Raw genomic sequence first — 19,423 nt, 5'->3', positions numbered from 1 at the left:
GCGGGATCAGGTTGCCAGAGTCGGAATCTCCCAGACCGTGCCGTAGGCATTCTGCTGTTCGAAATACTCCAGCAGTCGTAAGTAGAACTCATGGTTGGCGAGCGTGGCACTGTCCCCAAAAACGATCAGTTTGCGGCGGGCGCGGGTCAACGCCACATTCATCCGGCGGGTATCGTTCAGGAAGCCGATTTCTCCCTTCAAATTCGAGCGGACCAGTGAGATCACGACGGCTTCTTTTTCCCGTCCCTGGAAACCATCGACGGTATCAACTTCGACGGCTTCGCTGCTGAGCAGTTCGCGGATGAGTCGCGCCTGAGCGGCATAGGGCGTGATCACAGCGATATCGTCCGGATTCAGACCCGATGCGATCAGTTCCTGGACTTGACCGATCACGAAATTGGCTTCGCCCTGATTTTGGATACTGCTTCCTTCCGGATCAGCTTGTTCATCGCAGTCGGATCCTGCGGTGTCGTAGAACTGGATCGAAGTTTGGGTCAGCGGAAGTTCGGCGACCTTAGGCAGATCGCAGAGTCGATGCTCCCTGACTGAGGCGGCGGCGGTCAGTTCGCCATCATAGAACTCGTTGGAAGAGAACTGCATGATTGCCGCGTTCATCCGGTATTGAGTTGTCAGTCTGCGCGAGATCGACGTTCCCCAACGCTTCACCAACCGCTCCATCAGGCTGACGCCGAACCCTTGTCGCCTGGCTTCAGGACAGATAATCGTTGGCGGCAACTGGTAGTGGTCCCCGGTCAGGACGAGACGCCGGCTGCGGAGGAGTGGGAGCCAGCAGGGGGGCTCGGTTGCCTGAGCCGCTTCGTCGATCACCACCAGATCGAATTGCCGGTCTTCCAGTAAATCCTCGTTAAGCCCGGTGAGGGTACTGCAAACGATCTGCGCTGAATCGAGCAGGTAGGTGACGAGGCGGGACTCGAGTTGTCTGGCATCGTGAAGGAGCCGTTTGGCCTCATCCCGGGCCTCACGGCGCGCGCCGGGCTCGGGAGCCGACCGGGTGAACTTGCCTGCCTGACGTCGCAGGATCCACGCTTGCTTTGTCCATTCCCGGGCGAGTCGCAAATCCGGGTGGGATTCCACAAGCAGGTCCAATGTATGGTCGCGGAGCTGTGGCAAGACCCGTGCCGGGTGTCCGATCCGGATCACTCGTTCCCCGGCCGCAAGCAGTCGCTCAAAGAGATTGTCTACTGCCAGATTACTGGCGGCACAGGCCAGCACCCGTTCACCCCGCCGGACGGACTGCCGGATCAGTTCGACGACTGTGGTGGTCTTACCTGTTCCGGGTGGACCATGGATGATGGCCACATGCTCGGCGGACAGTGCGTGACTAACGGCAGCGTGCTGCGATGCGTCCAAGGGGGACAGGGGGATCCACTCGCGGCCGGGGTTGAACTCCGGTGCGTCTTCGCCCAGCAAGCGGCTTTTGAGCGCAGCCAGTCGACCGCGGTCGGCTTCAGCCACTCGCTTGAGGGCGTTTCTTTGACGCTGTCGAGCGATTTCGTCTGACGAAAGATCGATCCGAAACGTCGGACGATCGGCCGTCGTTTCGGGGGAATCGCTGAGCACCACCGTGATGGTTTCGCGGTTGCGATCAGTGACGACTCCTCTCCAGCCCTCCTGTTCACGACCCTGTTCCTCCGACAGCAGGATCGGTGTTCCCGAGTGAAGTCGAGACCAGGGGAGCTGCTGCCTGCGGTCACGCTTGCCGAGCGTGAGGATGACGCGCCCTCCAAACCCGGCCGTCTCGTCGCGAATGGCGAGATCGACGATTGTCGTACCGGTCCGTTCGGCCTGATCCCCTGATGCCTTGTGTGAAAGCCGCAGCGTCTCGGCCTTCACGGCGTCTGCTTCGAGATCAAGGTTGCGAATCAATTGTTGAAAGAAGTCGGCCGACACAAAGTTCCCTTTTGAAGTTTTTCTCTACGGGAATGCTACATCCAATGCGATGCTCACTTCCAGCGGAAGGCCCCTGACGGAGGTCACCCGTACGCTCGTTCGGAGGGGGGGCCGTCCCGGACTCACGTTCCTTCGCAAATTTCTGCGGTTACCCACAAGTTCAAAGTACCTCCAAATCGACAGCCGAAGGAGCTACGACTTGCGATGGTAAATGACGATAGCATAAAATGATGTTGATTCGTCCACCTTACGAGGAAGCCGGTATGCTGCGACTACTCAGTTCCCCTAGACAGCTTTGTAATGGGTTAACCCGGCGGGAACTTCTGGAGGCGGGTGGAACGAGTCTACTCGGTTTGTCGCTTCCTCACCTGCTGCAAGCCGACGCAGTCCGCGCGTCCGAAGCCACGAGCACCGCTGCGACAAAAATGCCCGATGGGTTCGGACAGGCCAAACGCTGCATCATCCTGTTTCTGTATGGCTCACCCAGCCAGATGGAAACCGTGGACATGAAGCCGGAAGCACCCGTCGAGATCCGGGGAACAATGAAGCCGATTCCGTCGGTTGTGCCCGGCTTGGATGTCTGTGAGCACCTGCCGAACATGGCCCGGATGATGGATCGTGTCGGGGTATTAAGATCCATTCACCATGAATATCCGATTCACGGCGTGGCACATGCGATGACGGGGACGCCCGTGATCGACGTGAACATGGAACTCAGTCCGAACGATCCGAAACATCATCCCTATTTCGGGAGTGCGGTGGAGTACATCGACCGGCAGCGCCGTGGCGGGATGTCGCCGTTTCCTCAGAATGTGGCCCTGCCGTTCCCGTTCAGTTCACAGCGGACAGGAGAAGTCCATCGTGCCGGGCCGTATGCCGCGTATCTGGGATCCGCCTACAATCCGGTCTGGACCGAATTTGAAGGACGGGCAGACCGTTCTGTCTACAAGACCCTGGGGGCCCGGCGGGAAGAAATCTTTGATCCCTACGTTGGTTGTACATCCGATGCTTATTTCCGGATGGCGTCGACTTCACTTCCTGCCGAACTGACACTGGATCGACTCGATCGTCGTCGGTCGCTGCTTCAGCAGATCGACGTGGCCCGCCGAGATCTCGACCAGTCCCTGGGTGGTCGATCGCTGTCCACATTCCAGCAGATGGCGCATTCGCTCATTCAGTCCCCCGCAGTTGTGTCGGCACTCGATGTCCGACAGGAATCGCAGGAGACTCGCGAACTCTACGGCATGACGCTCTTCGGACAATCATGCCTTGCCGCTCGCCGGATGCTCGACGCCGGGACCCGGCTGGTCAGTGTGTTCTGGGACGAATACGGTCTGGCCGGGGATGCGTGGGATACGCACTGGAACCACTTCCCCCGCATGGTCGACCAGTTGCTGCCGGGCCTCGACAAGGCATTCTCTGGCCTGGTCCTGGATCTAGACCGACGCGGGCAATTGGACGACACATTGGTCGTCTGTATCAGCGAGCATGGTCGCACGCCCAAGATTGCGGGGGTCGAAGGAGGCGGGCGTGATCACTGGTCGCAAGCCTACTCTGCACTGTTTGCCGGGGGCGGAATCGCGTGCGGACGCGTCGTGGGAGCCACTGATAAGCACGCAGGCGAAGTTGTTTCAAACCCGGTCGGACCGAAAGACGTGCTGGCGACCATGTATCATCTGCTGGGAATTGAACCGCACATTTTTCTGCCGGACCGGACTGGCCGTCCGATTCCCCTGGTTCCCGAAACCAGTCGAGTCATCACCGAATTGCTGGCCTGATCTGGCACGATCGAATTCGAAACGGGTTGCCTTTGAGACTTCGTTATGGACTTTGGTCCCGCTAACATTGAAGGGTGGTCCCGCCACTCAGCGGAGACTGATTGTGGTTGACCTGCTTACCGCTTACCTGAATAACTGATCTTTCTGACTGTCCTACCCGCCTGAATTGTCCTCGCCTCAGCTTACTTGATTACCTGCTTACTTTGACGAGTCAACTTGAGCTGTGATGATCGTCCCCCCATTCAGTAGAAAAGCTCATTATGTCCGCTGACCCCATGCAGACCCATATTGCCAAGACGCTGGCGCACACCAGCCCCCTCATCTCGTGTCGGATCGATCCGACAGGAAGATTTGTCTTTGCAGGAGCCGAAGATTCCAAGGTCGTCCGCTGGGAACTGGCGACAGGAAACAAAGTCGAATTCATCGGGCACGAAAGTTGGGTGCGCAGTTTGGCGTTCTCGGCGAACGGAGAGACCCTGATCACGGGCGGGCACGATGGAAAGCTGATTTGGTGGTCGGCCGCCGCGGACGCTCCTGTTCCGCTGAAGACCGTGCAGGGACACGAAGGCTGGATTCGTGATTTCGCCGTCAGTCCCGATGATCAGTTACTGGCGTCCTGCGGTAACGACCTGAAAGTCAAGTTGTGGTCACTCGCAGATGGGGTTCTGGTACGCGAGTTACTCGGGCATGAACGACACGTCTACGGCGTGGCATTTCATCCGGACGGTAAGCAACTTGTTTCGGGGGATTTGACGGCGAAATTTGTGCATTGGGACGTCGAGACGGGAAATCAGGTACGCAGTTTCGAAATTGCGAGTCTCTCGAAATACGACCCGGGCTTCATGGCGTATTACGGCGGTCCTTTCTGCCTTGAATTCCATGCAGACGGGAAGCGGTTGTTCGCCGGGGGAATCACCAACGTCTCAAATGCGTTTGCGGGAGTCGGGAATCCCATCATCGTGCAGATCGACTGGGAACAGGGAAAGGATGCGGTAACGCATCTCAGTAAAGGTGGTGTGCAGGGAACGGCATGGGGACTGACCTGTAAGCCGGAAGGGTTCCTGATCGGAGCGACGGGTGGGCAGGGGGGCGGTCACCTGTTCTTCTGGAAATACGACCAGAAGGATGAGTTTCATACGCTCAATCTTGGCAATGTCGCTCGTGACCTCAGCCTGCATCCCGATGGACTTCAGATCGCAACGGCTCACTACGACAAGAATCTTCGCATCAGTCTGATGGCTCCGAAGACCTGATCGGTCGTGGAGGCTTTGCAATTTGAGCGGGCGTCGGTGCGAGAGACTGCAGCCTCCGTGCGTCATGCGCACCATCAGTTGGAGGCGTTTCGCTGAAGTGCGGTCTTTATGGCTGCCAGTGCCTGGGGGGTGCCGTTGATCGTCCCTTTCAGCGGCAGGAGACTCGTTCTGTAGTCGTCGACTCGCCCCAAAAACTCAAGGAAGCGGCGCGCTGTGAATGTTTCGACGGTCATCCAGTCTCCTGCCCCCATCTGTCGCAGAAAGTGAGCATTGATCTGCTGCTCATAGTGCATCTCTTCCGGGATCGCAAAGACAGGCTTTCCGTAAAACAGAGCCTCACCCAGCAACTGATTTCCCGCAGCGCTGACGAGCGCCGTGCAGGAAGCAAGGTCGGCGACAAATCGGTGTTCGTCGATTGCGTGAAAAGTGACTTGCCCCATGGCGGGGCGTTCCCCCAGGCCATAGACGCGTACAGGCCAACCCGATTGGGCCAGAATCTCGATCACGGCTGGGGGAGTATTGGTGCGGAGATAGGACAGCAGGAATCGATTCGTTGTAGGGACCGTTGCCACGACATCCGGCCTTAACATGGGGCCGATTTGCACGACGTGTTCAAAGCCCTTCTTCAAGGGAGGTGTGTAGAACGATGAGGCGACCGGAGTGTAGGGCCCCCAGCCGTAGTACCAGCGAACCGCCCAGCTCATCCACCACGCATAGCGTCGCAGGAGGAGTGGTAAACTGCTGAGATCGTAGGCGAGCAGCACATGCTGGTGATCGATACTCATCCAGGGGAGCCCCGCCAGTCGACTTGCCCGGGGAAGCGCGGGTTCAAAGTCCGAGATGGCGAGGTCTGGCTTTTCCAGTTCGATCTGCTTTCGGAGCGTATCGACAAGTTGCGGCAGGACCCGCCAGCCAAATTTCATCGCTGCCGCAGTGGACTTAAACAGATCCAGTTTGCCACCCGTATAACGAAAGTTCAGGCCTGGGATCTTCTGCAACCGGACATTCTCAGATTGTCGTTCCCCGTACGATTTCGACAGAAATTCATACGCATCCCCCGAAGCGAACAAGACGATTTCATGTTCACTTTTCAGATGCTCCACCAGCGTCATCACCCGCACGGCATGCCCACGCCCTTCGCCGGCCATACTGTAGAAAATTCTGGACATCCGATCTCCGAGACGCAGCGATGAACGAAACCTCAGCGGCCGTCAATAATAGACTGTTTGCAAGTCAATAAACTCTGGCTGGGAGTGAAACGTACGGGAGATTGGCTGACTTTGCTATCGACAACGTCACAGCAGCCCCGTTCAGACGCGCAGCGTAAACGTTACTGTGACCGTGTCCAACGGGATTCTCTGCAAGTCGGCTTTCATCGCGCCTGGATTTACCGGGGCACGTTTTGTTTGAGCGGGTGCTTTTCAAAGAATTCCCAGATCAATTCGTTCGCAGAAATGTTGCGTGCACAGCGGCCCAGGAATGCAACGGGTACCTGACGACCGGGCCAGGTATGACCACCACCGTCGATGACAACCAGGACCACGTCCGCTGCTGTCGCCTTCTGCGGGTAAGTACGACGAGTGACCGTTCGCTTGTCTCCTTCTCTGGAAAGCATGTCGACCTGACATTCTTCTTCGCATCCATTCCGTTTAGCCCAATATGCAACCGTATCTTCAACACCGAGCAGCTGGAATACAGGTGGCGTCGGATTAATAGGGGAACCATAGGGGACGATCCCGTCACTCGTACCGTGGAAGTGCAGGACAGGGACAGCCCGGGGCGGTTCCGGGAGATCCATGGCCATCGTTCCCGAGACGGCCGCAATGGCGGCGATTCGGTCGGACATTTCTGAAGCCAGCCGATAGGACATCATGCCACCATTACTCATCCCACAGGCATAGATCCGATTTCGATCGACATTCGCGATTGATTCGAGTTCGTCCAGAAGATGTCCAATAAACGCGACATCGTCCGTTTTCTTCCCCTTCAGTCGGCTAATCAGACCGCCTGCGTTCCACGTCCTCAGGGGACCGGGACCCGTACCGCTGGGATAGACGGCGAGGAATCCTTTTGCGTCGGCGGTTTTATTCAGATTTGTGAACCAGACCATCATGGAACCATTCATGGCGGCACCATGCAGGGCCAGGACGACCGGCGTTGGTTTTTCAGGGTCATAGCCCGGAGGAACGTGCAGGATGTAGGATCGTTTCTCGGCGCCGGAATAGAGATAACGTGAGTGGTCCCCGGGGGTCAGCGGCGTCGCGATGACGCTCTGGTCCGTGGGAGCGGTCGGTGCTTCTTCTGTGCGGCCCAGCTCTGAGGTACTTCCCAGCACAACGATGAACAGCAGAAACCTGCAGAGGCGACAGGTGTTTGATTCAAGGATTCCGAATGAACGATGCAATTGAACTTCCTCCACTGACGGCCAGTGAACACGCCTGACGCAGGGCCTGGAGCTAATGTGTGATGCCTCGAACTTCTCAGGATTCTCGGTAAGCGCCCAATCGAGTCACCGACAACCGCAACGCATTCACGGGTTGGAATCCGCAGCGGAACGGCGACGGGTCAGACCCACTTCGTCGTCGACGACCGATGCTCGATACAGGACAATGTCGAGCGTCGGTGGACGAGCTGAAACGGTCTAGGCCAGCAGTTCCGGAATGATCTTGGCACCCTCGACGCCGGTGAGTCGCTGGTCGAGTCCCTGGAATTTTACTGAGAAACGTTCGTGGTCGATGCCCAGGCAATGCAGCATCGTGGCGTTGAGATCATTAACGTGGACCGGGTTTGAAACGACGTTGTAGCTGAAGTCATCAGTCTCACCGTAGACCTGACCACCCTTGATACCCCCTCCCGCCATCCACATGCAGAAGTTTCGTGGATGATGGTCGCGACCGTAGTCGTCGCTGGTCAGTCGCCCTTGTGAGTAGACGGTTCTCCCGAACTCGCCACCCCAGACCACGAGCGTTTTATCGAGCATTCCGCGCTGCTTCAGGTCTTTCAGCAGTGCTGCAATTGGCTGATCGGTATCGTGGCATTGGGCTCGCAGGTCCCGCGGCAGGTTGCCGTGCTGGTCCCATCCCCGGTGCAGGATCTGAACGACTCGCACTCCCCGTTCGATCAGTCGCCTCGAGAGTAGCGCACTGGCTGCGAATGACCCGGGTTTTGTGACTTCGGGGCCATACATGTCCAGCGTGGCCTTGGACTCTTGTGCGAGGTCCGTCAGCTCAGGAACGCTGGTCTGCATCCGGAACGCCATTTCGTACTGAGCCATTCGCGTCAGCGTTTCGGGGTCGCCCAGTTGCTCGAGTGTTCGTTGATTCAGTTCGCGGAGTGCATCGAGCATGGCTCGCCGGTTCACGGCACTCACTCCAGCGGGATTCTGGACGTAAAGAACTGGGTCGCCGATGTGACGCAGCGCAACGCCCGTATATTTGCTGGAGAGGAACCCGCTGGACCACATGCGAGTGAACAACGCCTGGGCCGCCGCGCTCGAAGACCATGAAGGTGTCAGCACGACAAAGCTGGGCAGATCGTTGCTTTCGCTTCCCAGTCCGTAAGCGAGCCACGAGCCCAGACTGGGTCTGCCAGGGACTTCGTTACCGGTCATCACGAAGGTGCATGCGGGGTCATGGTTAATGGCATTGGTGTGGACTGTCTTCACGACGGCGATGTCATCAACGCATTCGGCAGTATGGGGGAGCAACTCGCTGACCCAGGTCCCGCATTGACCATGCTGGTGAAATTTGAACATGGAGGGAGCGACGGGCAAACGACTCTGTCCGCTCGTCATGGTAGTGATTCGCTGTCCCTTCCGAACGGATTCTGGCAGGTCTTTATCGAAATATTCGGCCAGGTTCGGCTTATAGTCCCACAAATCCATCTGCGCAGGTCCACCGTTCATGTGCAGATAGATGACGTTTTTCGCCCGGGGGGTGAAGTTTGGAAGTCCGGGTAATGCCGGATGCATCCGGGTGGCAGCAACGGAGTCCGCCGCAAGCGCAGAGGAGGCTGCTGACATTCCCAGGGCGATCCCCCCCATGCGAAGTCCAGTCGAACCGAAGAACTGGCGCCGGGTCATGGCCAGCAGTTGATCATGAAGTATGTTCATTTCTCTATTTCCCTCTGCAAGAACTTCGACTGTGGTCGGCGAGCTCGGATTACTCGTGGTTCCATCGCAAGGTGCAAGACAGTTCAAAAAATCGGAACGTCTCTTTTCCTTGTCACGCCGCGGCCCATCTCTGGAAATGCGATCACAATTTCGCCCGCGAACACCGGGAAGCGGGACTCCCACGGGAATTTTCAGTTTCGGTTTAAGGCCTCGTCAGTGTTCAGAACAAGGTTGGCGAGCATTGTCCAGGCTGCTGTTTCAACGTCAGATGCAACTCCTCGTGGCTTCGATTCGCCGACGTGAATTGCCTGATGGGCCGATTCCGGATTACTGGCGAAGAGTTCCGTCTGTCGATTGAGCGAGGCGACAAGGAGCGTCAGCTCTTCTGGTGCTGGCTGGCGCGAAAGGACGGTCTTGTAGAGGTATCTCAGCCGACTTTCAGTCGATTCACCCCCTTCGACGAACACCCGCTCGGCGAGTGCCCGGGCGGCTTCAAAGTGCTGAACGTCGTTCATGAGCTGCAAAGCCTGAAGCGGCGTGTTGCTTCTCTCACGGACCGTGCAGACCTGTTCGCGGTTGGGGGCATCAAAGTTCGACATGAATGGCGGCGGGGCAGTCCGTTTCAAAAACACGTACAAACTGCGTCGATAGAGCGAAGATCCGTGATCCTGCATGTAGAACCGGGTATTGCTGTCGGAGTATCCGACAGGCTCCCAGATGTTTGCGGGCTGGTATGGTTTCACTCCACGGCCCCCCATCGTTAGATCGATCAGTCCGCTGGTAAACAAGGCGTTGTCTCGCACCTGTTCTGCGTCCAGGCGAATCCGTGGCCCACGGGCATAGAGGCGGTTCTCCGGATCGGCAACTCGTACTTCCGGCAGCAGCCGACTGTGTCGCCGGAACGCGTCAGAGGTCAGCAGCAGCTTCATCAACTGTTTCGTATTCCAGCCCGATTCGCGGAATTCGGCTGACAGCCAGTCGAGCAGTTCCGGGTGGCTGGGGACTTCTCCCTGCATCCCGAAGTCAAAACTCGTTTTGACAATTCCTGTGCCGAAAACCTGTTGCCAGAATCGGTTGACCGTCACTCGTGCTGGCAACGGGTTTTCAGGAGTCACCAACCAGCGAGCCAGGTCGAGTCGATTCAGTCGTGTTTCCGGGCTGCTCTTCTTAATTGCTGGAAGCACCGCAGGAACAGCAGGCTCAACCGGGTCTCCCTTCGTGTCGTATTGTCCGCGCAACATGACAAACGACTCCCGAGGAGCGGGCGTATCTCGGAAGATGAACGTCCCCGGGGGGGAATCGTCTGCGACGGTCCGTGCGATACGCGCCGTTAACCAGGTCGTTCGCGCGGCAGCCACTTCTTCGTTGACCGGTCGAGCCACGACTGCCAGATAGAATCGGCGCAGCTTTGAGGCTTCGTCCTCTGTCAGCACTTTGTCAGGTCCTGCCTGGATCAGTGGATGCAGTTCGCCGGGCAGTTCGGGAGGCACCGTGGTGCCGATGGCTTTTCGCCATGCTGTCATCGATTCCAGTGGATCTGTCGCAGGATCAGCTTGACCTTTCATGAGAACTGCGTCCCAGTAGGCAATTCCACCGGTTTGCGACAGCTTGAGTCCATGGATCCGCTGTCCGGGGTTGAGGCCCAATTCTGCGGCGTTGATCGTCAGGCGATTCCACTGACCGGGACGGATCTCGGATTCCGTCGCCCCGTCGCGAACCAGCCCCGCGTCTGTTTTCTTCCAGTTAAGGGTCTTCGCGCCAGCGATGCCGAAACCGATCGACGAGGGAAGATCGACTTCGTCGACATAGACGGAAACCTCAAACTGCCCCTCCTGGGGGACAAGGAACGGATGCAGCTTGTATTCAAAGTCATCCGTGTATGTTGAAGCAAAGGCTTGTCGGATGATACGGCGACCCATGGGGGCCTTGATTTCGGGGTCGGTCAGCCAGTCGATCGGATTGCGAGATGAACTGCGCGAGTAAGCCCCGAAAGGAGTGACATCATCGAGCAGGACATCGCGCACGGTTTTTCGGGCGATTTCCGTTTTGGCGTCCGCGGGATCAACGTAGTTCGTATGGGAGAGAACAATATCGATCCACGCCCGGGCTTCATCCTGAACCTTCGCTGCTGCTGCGGCGGTCGCTAGTTCTTTTTCACGTGGCAGCTTCATGAAGGGCGCGGTCACATTGGTGTTCCCATCCATTGCAGGATCGGCCGCGCTGTTGAAGAACGCGTAGAGGGAATAGAACTCTTTGGCGGTCAGTGGATCGTACTTGTGATCGTGACAGACTGCACAACCCGCCGTCAGCCCCAGCCAGGCTTGTGAAACGGCTGTCGTTCGTTCGACCGCGTACCGGTAAAGAAACTCTTCCGGGATCGCGCCCCCTTCACTTGTCGTCACGTTGCAGCGGTTGAATCCGGTTGCGATCAGCTGGTCACGCGAGGGATTGGGCAGCAGGTCTCCCGCCACTTGCCAGATGGTGAACTGATCATAGGGAAGGTTCTCGTTGAATGCGCGCACGACCCAGTCTCGGTAGGCCCACATCTGCCGTTCATTGTCCAGATGCAGTCCATGGGTATCGGCGTAGCGCGCGACGTCGAGCCAGTGCTTGGCCATCTCTTCGCCGTAGCGGCTTGATGCCAGATACCGATCCACCATTTTTTCATAGGCGTCTGTGGAAGTATCGGCGAGATACTCATCGACTTCCCGAAGTGTTGGAGGGAGGCCGGTGAGTGTGATGGCGACGCGTCGAATCAGGGTTTCGCGATCCGCTTGCGGCTGAGCGGTCAGACCGGATTTCTGTAGTCGTTTATCCAGGAATCGATCAACGGGATGTGGCGACTGGATTGCGGGAGGAAGTTCAGGCCGCTGAATCGCTTCGAAGGCCCAATGCTGCTGATATTTGGCACCTTGATCGACCCAGCGTCGCAGAATTTCTTTCTGTGCATCGCTGAGCGTCTTGGTTGATTCCGGCGGGGGCATCATCTCGGACTCATCCTTCGACAGGATTCGTTGGACGAGAGAACTTTCATCAACTTTTCCGGGGACGACCACGGTGGATTTTCCGTGGAACATGCCGTCGGCCGTATCGAGTCTCAGATCGGCTTTCCGTGTCGAGCCATCCGGGCCGTGACAATGAAAACATTTGTCGGCCAGAATCGGTCGAACGTCGCGGCTGTACGAGACTTCGGGTTCGGCTGCGAAAAGAGGTGCGACAGGACGCACACTGACTGCCAGGCCCGTGACGAAAAAACACGCCCCAAGGAGGGCGATTGGCTTTGGCCGAGTGAATTGTTGCCGAGCGTATGAGAACAACTGCGTACCTCGCATTTCACATCGTCAATTGGACGTAGATAAACAATCTCAAGAGCAGGATCGCGGGAGTGGCGACCTTGTTGTCCCATTTTACGTTCCCGTCCCCCCCATTGTCGAACTCGACACTCGCTGTCTCCCCGTGCCGTGCGGTCCCAAAGCAGCCTAAATGACATTGTCGCGACCTTTTGCGGGTTTCTGGAAGATTCAGGAGTTCTGGTGAACTCCTGACCTGGAAGACGCGATTCGTTCAGGGATTTACTCGAAAGGCGGGTTGCGAACACAATCAGGGGGTGAAATGACGGAGCATGCCTCGTACGTGGGATGCCGGTTGCCAGAACTGGAACGCGTTCGGGTTTACTACTTGAGGAGAGATCATGACAGGTCCGATGCCATCACCGGCTCTATTTTTTGAGACCATTAACGCATTTCAGAAAACAGAGGCCCTTCGATCGGCGATTGAACTCGATTTATTCACGCTCTGCGCGGCAGGAGACCAGACAGCGGAGAGCCTCGCTGCAGCGACAAAGACCTCGCCACGAGGTGTTCGTATTCTGGCCGATGCGCTCTCGATTTACGGATTCCTGACGAAGCGAGGGAATGTTTATGAATTAACGCCGGATTCCCAGGTCTTCCTTGTTCGCTCGTCTCCCGCCTATCTGGGGGGAGTTATCGAGTTTCTGCTGACCCCACAAATTCGTGAAAGTTATCACTACCTGACGGCGGCAGTGCGTCGCGGGGGAACGGCTGTCTCGGAAGAGGGGACGGTTTCTTATGACAATCCCGTGTGGGTCGCATTTGCCCGGGCGATGGGGCCGATGATGCATTTGCCCGCTCAGTTGCTCACGGGTCTGATCGGCGGAGAGACGCAGCAGCCACTGAGAATTCTGGATGTGGCGGCCGGTCACGGACTGTTTGGGATCGCGTTCGCCCAAAAGTATCCGCAGTCCCAGGTAACGGCACTTGACTGGGCCAATGTTCTCAGCGTGGCGACTGAGAATGCCGAGCGTGCGGGAGTCGCGGACCGGCATAAGCTGTTGCCGGGCAGCGCGTTCGAGGTCCCCTGGGGTGGCCCGTACGATCTGGTGCTGTTAACAAACTTCCTGCATCACTTTGACCTGCCGACCTGTCAGCAGATCGCAGAAAAGGCTTATGCGAGCCTCGCGCCCGGGGGACGTTGCGTAACGTTGGAGTTTATTCCTGATGCGGACCGCATCAATCCCCCAGCGACCGCCTCGTTTGCTCTGACAATGCTCGCCACAACGGCCCACGGTGATGCCTACACGTACGCAGAACTGGAACAGGTGTTCCAGAAAGCCGGTTTTCAGAAGAACGAGTTCCGTCCCTTGCCGCCGACGATGCAGCAGGCGGTGATTTCCTATAAAGACTGAGTCTCTGTCCCGGGCTCGCTGTACCACTGACGTCAGATGATTCAGCAAGCTCCGAGCCCTCCCCGTTGGATTTACCGGGGAGGGCTCTGTGAGGATGCGAGATCAACCCGATGGTCGCTTCATTCCCGGTACAGATCAGGGCTTCTTCCCTTCCTCGCCGAAAGTCGATTTCTTGCGAAGCAGGTGATGATATTGCTGAGCGAACCGGTGCGATTCGTCGCGAACGTACTGGAGCAGTCGCAAGGCAAACGAATGTTTGCTGAGAACACGGGGGTCGGACTGGCCTGGCAGGAAGATTTCTTCTTCGCGTTTCGCCAGCGAGCAGACGAAGGGGGGCGTGACGCCGATACTCTCAAGTGCTGCCATGGCAGCGCCAAGCTGCCCCTTTCCGCCGTCGATCAGCAGCAGATCGGGGAATGGTTCCCCTTCCTGCTGGAGGCGTCGGAAATGGCGGCTCACCACTTCGCGCATTGAGGCAAAATCGTCGACTCCATCGACCGTGCGAATTTTGAACCGCTTGTATCCCTGCTTAAACGGAAGTCCGTCGATGAACTGAACGCAACTGGCAACGGTTTCTCCTCCCTGAAGATGGGCGATATCCATCCCTTCGATGCGGCGGGGAAGGGAGGGGAGATCAAAGACTTTCTTGAGCCCCAGAAGTCCTCGTTTGGGATCGACCTGAAAGACTTCGGGCTGGGCATGTTCGCGCAAGTCGCCTCGAAGGTTCAAATTTTCCAGAGATGTAATTTGATCCCGCAGCCGCGCAGCTTTCTCGAATTTGAGTTCCTTCGCCGCCAGTTGCATTTCCTGTCGGAGTTCTTTGAACAGCGTTTCTTTCTTGCCATCCAGAAACATGCGCAATCGGCGGATGTCGCGGCGATAATCTTCGCGCGAGATGCGCTGGTTGCAGGGGGCCGTACATTGCCGGATGCTGGCCAGCAGACAGGGACGGAACCACCGCCAGCGGTCGTCGGCTTCCTTAATGTCCAGGGTACAGGTCCGAAACTGAAAGATCTGCTGTAGAACGGCGATGGCTCCCCGCAGGCGTTTGGCGTTTGTGAACGGCCCGTAGAGCTTCGTCCCGCGTTGTCGCGGCTTGCGGGTGAACTCGACCCGGGGAAACTCTTCGCGGATGAAGATTTCCAGATACGGGAAGGTCTTGTCGTCTTTCAGTTCCTGATTGAACCGGGGCTGGACATCTTTCACCAGCCGGGCTTCGAGCAGCAGGGCATCGACTTCGCTGTCGGTCACGATATAGTCGAGATCTTTGATCTCGGGGACGAGATTCGCCGTGCGCAGGTCTTCTGCGGCCTGTTTGGTGAAGTAACTTCCCGCCCGGTTCCGTAAATTGACGGCCTTACCAATGTAAATCACCCGGCCGCGCCCATCCTTCATCAGATAGACCCCGGACGTTGTCGGGAAGGTTTTCACCTTTTCTCGCGGATCACACGGTGGCTCGGGGGGAAGTGTGTTGTCACTCATGCAGAAAGGTTCTCGGCGGTCTCTTTGCTTGTCAACTTGTCGGCGAATGAAGTAAGTACGACAATGGATTGAAATTGCTCTGGCAAAATGTCCACCCCCCGTGGGGTGGCAATTGAATAATCAGTTCAGGCAGATGACTGGATCATCGGTCTGACTTTGGGCTTTGTGCGTAAAGTCATTCTAACGAAAGTTAACGTGTCCATGATCGATTCGATCGAAATAGATGGGGTTCGTCTCTATCTCAGCCAGCCGGATTCGTCAGAAGGCGAGTGGATCGGTCAGCGGGAGATTCTTCAACAGTTGCTGGCCTGCTGGCTGGTGGTTGACCAGAAGGACCTGCCTCTTTCTCCTCGACTGGTGGGTTCACCGGGGATTGGGAAGACCACACTGGCAATCTCTGCAGGACGCGCCCGACAGCAACATCTGCACATCTATCAGTGCACGGCAGATACTCGACCTGAGGACTTGCTCGTGACCCCCGTTCTCGCCGAGAACGGCAAGATCAAGTACCACGCGTCGCCGTTGGTGACGGCGATGGTGCGCGGCGGCATCTGTATTCTCGACGAAGGGAACCGGATGAACGAGAAGTCGTGGGCCAGTCTGGCACCGCTGCTCGACCATCGCCGCTATGTGGAATCGATCGTGGCGGGGGTTACGATTCACGCGCATCCTGATTTTCGCTGCGCCGTGACGATGAACGATGACGAATCGACGTTTGAGATTCCCGATTACATTCTCAGCCGTCTGCAGCCGACCCTGACCCTGGGGCACCCGAACCGCGAAGATGAAATGTCCATTCTAAGGTTCCATCTCCCCTTTGCAGAGACGGAGATGCTGAACCTGACGGTCAACTTCCTGCAGCAGTCGCACGAACTGAATCTCGATTTCTCCACCCGGGACGGCATCAACGTGCTGCGGTATGCGATGAAGCGGATGGCTCAGGATAAAGATCATCCTGTCAGCAAAGATGCGCTGTGGAAAGAAGCTCTGATGAACTGCCTCGGCGAAGGGGCCGAAGACCTGGAGTCGCTGGCACGGCGGCGTCAGCAGTCGCTAGGCGGGAATGCCATGCCGATGGGGTTGGGGGACTTTTTCTTCGACCCGGGGGATCCGATGCATCCAGACTACGATCTCGATGACGAGGACGACGAGGATGTAGAGGACCGTTGATTTCTGGATGTCGTGACGGCCTTTTGGAGCCTATGACCACGCTCTCCATTCTATACCGAAAGGCCGAATTTGAAAGGGGTTTCAGGTTTCCTGTCATTTTGGCTGCAGGGTGTCAGACTGCGTTTTGAGGCCCAAACGAATTTCTGCCAAGTTGGCATTGTGGAGAGTTGCCTCGCCGTCGGATTCAAGATTTTTGTTTCGGCGTTTTGTGTTGCCTGTTGATGTAATGCTTTTTAAGAAAATAGGTTGCATTTTGGGGAATGTCTCTGTCAAGCCTGTGTTGACCCGAATGGTACATGACTTGCTTTTTGAGAGGGGCAGACCGGGCCCGGTCGATTCTCAAATCAATCGTGTCACAATCTCTCAGGGAGAGGTCCTCCCTGACGGAATGGAGGTCTCACTATGCTTGTAAGAACTCGACGAATCGGTTTGCCCTCTGTTGACAGTCTGTCCACCGTTCATCGCGATATGGAAGAGTTGTTTGGGCGTCTGGTGAACGGCGCCGCCAACGGTGCCTCCGCTCATGGATGGCACGCTCCCGTCACCTTGTGGAACGATGCTGACAAAGTCTACGTCGAAATCGAAGTTCCTGGGGTTAAGAAGGAAGACCTGGAAGTGACCGTCCATAATGGACTTCTCCGGATTGCAGGCCAGCGCAAGCCTGCGGAAGGGGAACGTCAGTACTGGACGAATGAACGACGCTTCGGGGCCTTCGAGCGGACCATGACGATTCCTGACGAAATCGACGCCGACAGCATCGATGCCGAACTGGTGGACGGCGTGTTGCATCTGACGCTGACCAAGAAACCAGAAGCTCAGCCGAAGCGAATTGCCGTCAAGTAACCTGCGTCGCATGACGAAGCCAGTCATTTACGATCGTTGAGTGGTTTCACTATGCGACCGAAGGTGACTCAGGTTTGAGTCTTACTTGATAGAGCGAACGATTGAATGAGGGGTTCATCATGCAAGCATGGTGGACTCCTTGTATTTTCGGAATGGGCGAACAAATCGTGTCGTCACATGGTATGAACCGACGGGGATTGTCTCTTCCTCTTCGTACCGTCACCTGATGCACTGTTCACATTTGGGCCGACGGTTGTGGCCGATGGGACTGAATAAACAGGCGGCTCATAACTTCCATGGCAGGTTGGCGTTGTCATCGGCGTCAGGGCTTACCGACCTCTGGGGGTGATGAGCCGCCATTCGGATAGGACGAGGGGACCCGCCCTGCAGGGGACTCGGCTTCCGCTGGGCGAGGGTGACTTCGTTTCACCAGCGTGATCGAGTTGCCACTCGTATTGTGGTAGGCCTCATCCATAAACGAGCGAATCAGCAGCAGTCCCCGTCCACTGGGTTTGAGAAAGTTTTGCGGGTCGCGCGGGTCGGGAACTGCTGCCAGATCAAAGCCCGGACCTTCGTCCGTGATCACGAACCTGACCTCGTCGGGCGTAAAACGTGCTTTGAGGTGAATTCGGCGATTGCAGTAGGGAAGTGTCTCCTGACGCGCCAGTATCAACTGTTCATAGGCGTCGTCTTCGCGGTCCCGCAGCTCCGAGCTGATTTCCAGATTGCCGTGGATCATGGCATTCAGCAGCGATTCTTCCAGTGACACGCCGATGCGTGTCAGTTGGTGCTCCTCGAACGTGCCACTCGATTGTCCGATTTCCTGCAGTTCTGCCACCGCGGCAGACAGTAATCTCCGGTCATTGATGAGCGAGAATTCGAGTTCATGCGCGACGATGTGCCGGGTGAGTCGTTTCCGGATCTGACGTCGCGTCGCGGCGGTGAGCACAGTCTTCACGACATCGGACAGACGGCCCCGAATCGACTGCTTAGGGACGTAGCTGGCTGCTCCCTCCTGGATGGCCTGGACGGCAATATCTTCGTTCCCAAATGCGGTCAGGATGACAAACGGCGTGCAGCGAAATCGGTCCCGGACGACCGCGAGTAACCCCAGCCCATCCAGTCGCGGCATTTGCAGGTCACTGAGAATCAGGTCGAAGGGGCCCTGTTCCTCAAGACTCTGCACCGCATCTAATCCGTCCGTGGCCTCGACCACTTCGCATTCGAATGATTTCTTCAATAAATCTCTGATGATTTGCCGCGCCAGCAGCGAATCGTCAACGATTAAGAAGCGAGTCATACCGTCTCCTCCGAATCGGGTCGACTTGCGGGCCCGCGTCTGAAATGTCACGGTCCTTCCGGTAACGGACGAATCGCAGACTTGTCTAATCGGCCGCTGCATTTGGGGCAGATGGACTCCAGCCCTCGGGAGATTTCCCAGTGCCCCACTCTGAGGATTTTCGCGAGTTTGTGCAGTTGCTTCAATCTTGTGATGACGTAGCACGGAAAATGTGCATGGAAACGTCCTCAATCCCGTAGAATGTCTGCGCCTTCAGGACAATGGCAGGGCTTCATGGACTGCCGCAATTCTGCTCCGACGGGATGAACTGAAGATCGCCTGATTCAGATTATCCCCTCGGAGCGGTGACAGAACGAACTGTTTTCAGAACTAATTGACCCTTCACGGAGAGGTGTTCAGGACGACCATGGCTGCCACCAGTGTCCAATTTTCCGTTGCGATCCACATGATGGCTGCCTTGGCCGAGCACTATGGGGAAGCAGTCCGTTCTGATCAGCTGGCAGCAAGTGTCAAAGCGGATTCCAGTTTTATTCGGCGGTCGCTCTCGAAACTCGCAAAAGCAGGCCTGGTGGAGACGACGCGAGGCCGAAATGGCGCCTGTTCTCTCGCTCGCCCTCCCGAAGAAATCACACTTCTGGATATCTACCGAGCCAGTGGCGCGCCACCGCCGTTCTCGATTCATCATTATGATGTCCAGGAAAAGTGCTCCGTCAGCGTTCACATTAAGTTCTGTCTGGGTGACGTCCTCGACAAGGTCCGGTTGAGTTTCGAAGAGACACTCTCGAAGACCACGCTCGCCGACATTATTTCAGATCTTCGAAAAAGATCGTGTAAGGATCGCTCGGGCCCCCTGTAATCCCCTTCAGATGA

13 protein-coding genes are annotated in these 19,423 nt (G+C 56.9%); 6 read left to right on the top strand and 7 right to left on the bottom strand.

Annotated elements, in window-relative coordinates; genetic code table 11:
- Positions 1-6: 6 nt before the first annotated feature.
- Positions 7-1,911: an AAA domain-containing protein gene (locus tag ACGY09_RS08330; RefSeq protein ID WP_397571183.1), complete on the bottom strand. Its 1,905-nt coding sequence runs from the start codon at positions 1,909-1,911 to the stop codon at positions 7-9.
- 227 nt (positions 1,912-2,138) lie between these two features.
- Here ACGY09_RS08330 and ACGY09_RS08325 point away from each other — a divergent pair, with 227 nt between their 5' ends.
- Entirely contained in the window at positions 2,139-3,689 is a 1,551-nt protein-coding gene (locus ACGY09_RS08325) for a DUF1501 domain-containing protein (protein ID WP_397571182.1), read from the top strand.
- 260 nt (positions 3,690-3,949) lie between these two features.
- Positions 3,950-4,942 carry a WD40 repeat domain-containing protein gene (locus tag ACGY09_RS08320; RefSeq protein WP_397571181.1) on the top strand — a complete coding sequence of 331 codons (993 nt, stop codon included), beginning with the start codon at positions 3,950-3,952 and terminating at the stop codon, positions 4,940-4,942.
- A gap of 74 nt (positions 4,943-5,016) precedes the next feature.
- Here ACGY09_RS08320 and ACGY09_RS08315 read toward each other — a convergent pair whose 3' ends face one another.
- From ACGY09_RS08315 to ACGY09_RS08300, 4 genes are all read right to left on the bottom strand, one after another.
- Positions 5,017-6,111, bottom strand: a complete 1,095-nt coding sequence (locus ACGY09_RS08315; RefSeq protein ID WP_397571180.1) for a glycosyltransferase family protein — start codon at positions 6,109-6,111, stop codon at positions 5,017-5,019.
- A gap of 218 nt (positions 6,112-6,329) precedes the next feature.
- Positions 6,330-7,346: an alpha/beta hydrolase family esterase gene (locus tag ACGY09_RS08310; RefSeq protein WP_397571179.1), complete on the bottom strand. Its 1,017-nt coding sequence runs from the start codon at positions 7,344-7,346 to the stop codon at positions 6,330-6,332.
- Positions 7,347-7,583: 237 nt separating this feature from the next.
- A complete protein-coding gene (locus tag ACGY09_RS08305) occupies positions 7,584-9,053 on the bottom strand; it encodes a DUF1501 domain-containing protein (RefSeq protein WP_397571178.1) in 1,470 nt (489 codons plus the stop codon).
- 191 nt (positions 9,054-9,244) lie between these two features.
- Positions 9,245-12,385 carry a PSD1 and planctomycete cytochrome C domain-containing protein gene (locus ACGY09_RS08300; RefSeq protein WP_397571177.1) on the bottom strand — a complete coding sequence of 1,047 codons (3,141 nt, stop codon included), beginning with the start codon at positions 12,383-12,385 and terminating at the stop codon, positions 9,245-9,247.
- Positions 12,386-12,744: 359 nt separating this feature from the next.
- On the opposite strand from ACGY09_RS08300, the gene ACGY09_RS08295 reads away from it, so the two are divergent.
- A complete protein-coding gene (locus ACGY09_RS08295; protein ID WP_397571176.1) occupies positions 12,745-13,758 on the top strand; it encodes a methyltransferase in 1,014 nt (337 codons plus the stop codon).
- A 135-nt stretch (positions 13,759-13,893) separates the two neighbouring features.
- On the opposite strand, the gene ACGY09_RS08290 is transcribed toward ACGY09_RS08295, so the two are convergent.
- Positions 13,894-15,240: a UvrB/UvrC motif-containing protein gene (locus tag ACGY09_RS08290; RefSeq protein WP_397571175.1), complete on the bottom strand. Its 1,347-nt coding sequence runs from the start codon at positions 15,238-15,240 to the stop codon at positions 13,894-13,896.
- Between the two features lie 201 nt (positions 15,241-15,441).
- Between ACGY09_RS08290 and ACGY09_RS08285 the strand changes: the two genes are divergently transcribed.
- Together ACGY09_RS08285 and ACGY09_RS08280 are read left to right on the top strand one after the other, a co-directional pair.
- Positions 15,442-16,410, top strand: coding sequence for an AAA family ATPase (locus ACGY09_RS08285; RefSeq protein ID WP_397571861.1), 969 nt, complete (start codon positions 15,442-15,444; stop codon positions 16,408-16,410).
- A gap of 402 nt (positions 16,411-16,812) precedes the next feature.
- On the top strand, positions 16,813-17,253 hold the full coding sequence (locus tag ACGY09_RS08280) for an Hsp20/alpha crystallin family protein (protein ID WP_373650755.1): 441 nt from the start codon (positions 16,813-16,815) through the stop codon (positions 17,251-17,253).
- Between the two features lie 322 nt (positions 17,254-17,575).
- Here the strand turns inward: ACGY09_RS08280 and ACGY09_RS08275 are convergent, their stop codons facing one another.
- Positions 17,576-18,553 carry a response regulator gene (locus ACGY09_RS08275; protein ID WP_373650756.1) on the bottom strand — a complete coding sequence of 326 codons (978 nt, stop codon included), beginning with the start codon at positions 18,551-18,553 and terminating at the stop codon, positions 17,576-17,578.
- A 406-nt stretch (positions 18,554-18,959) separates the two neighbouring features.
- Between ACGY09_RS08275 and ACGY09_RS08270 the strand changes: the two genes are divergently transcribed.
- Positions 18,960-19,409 carry an Rrf2 family transcriptional regulator gene (locus ACGY09_RS08270; protein WP_373650757.1) on the top strand — a complete coding sequence of 150 codons (450 nt, stop codon included), beginning with the start codon at positions 18,960-18,962 and terminating at the stop codon, positions 19,407-19,409.
- Positions 19,410-19,423 lie beyond the last annotated feature (14 nt).

The sequence above is a fragment of the Schlesneria sphaerica genome, assembly GCF_044336245.1.
Lineage (GTDB): Bacteria > Planctomycetota > Planctomycetia > Planctomycetales > Planctomycetaceae > Schlesneria > Schlesneria sphaerica.
This window is presented reverse-complemented; position numbering and strand designations above follow the sequence as displayed.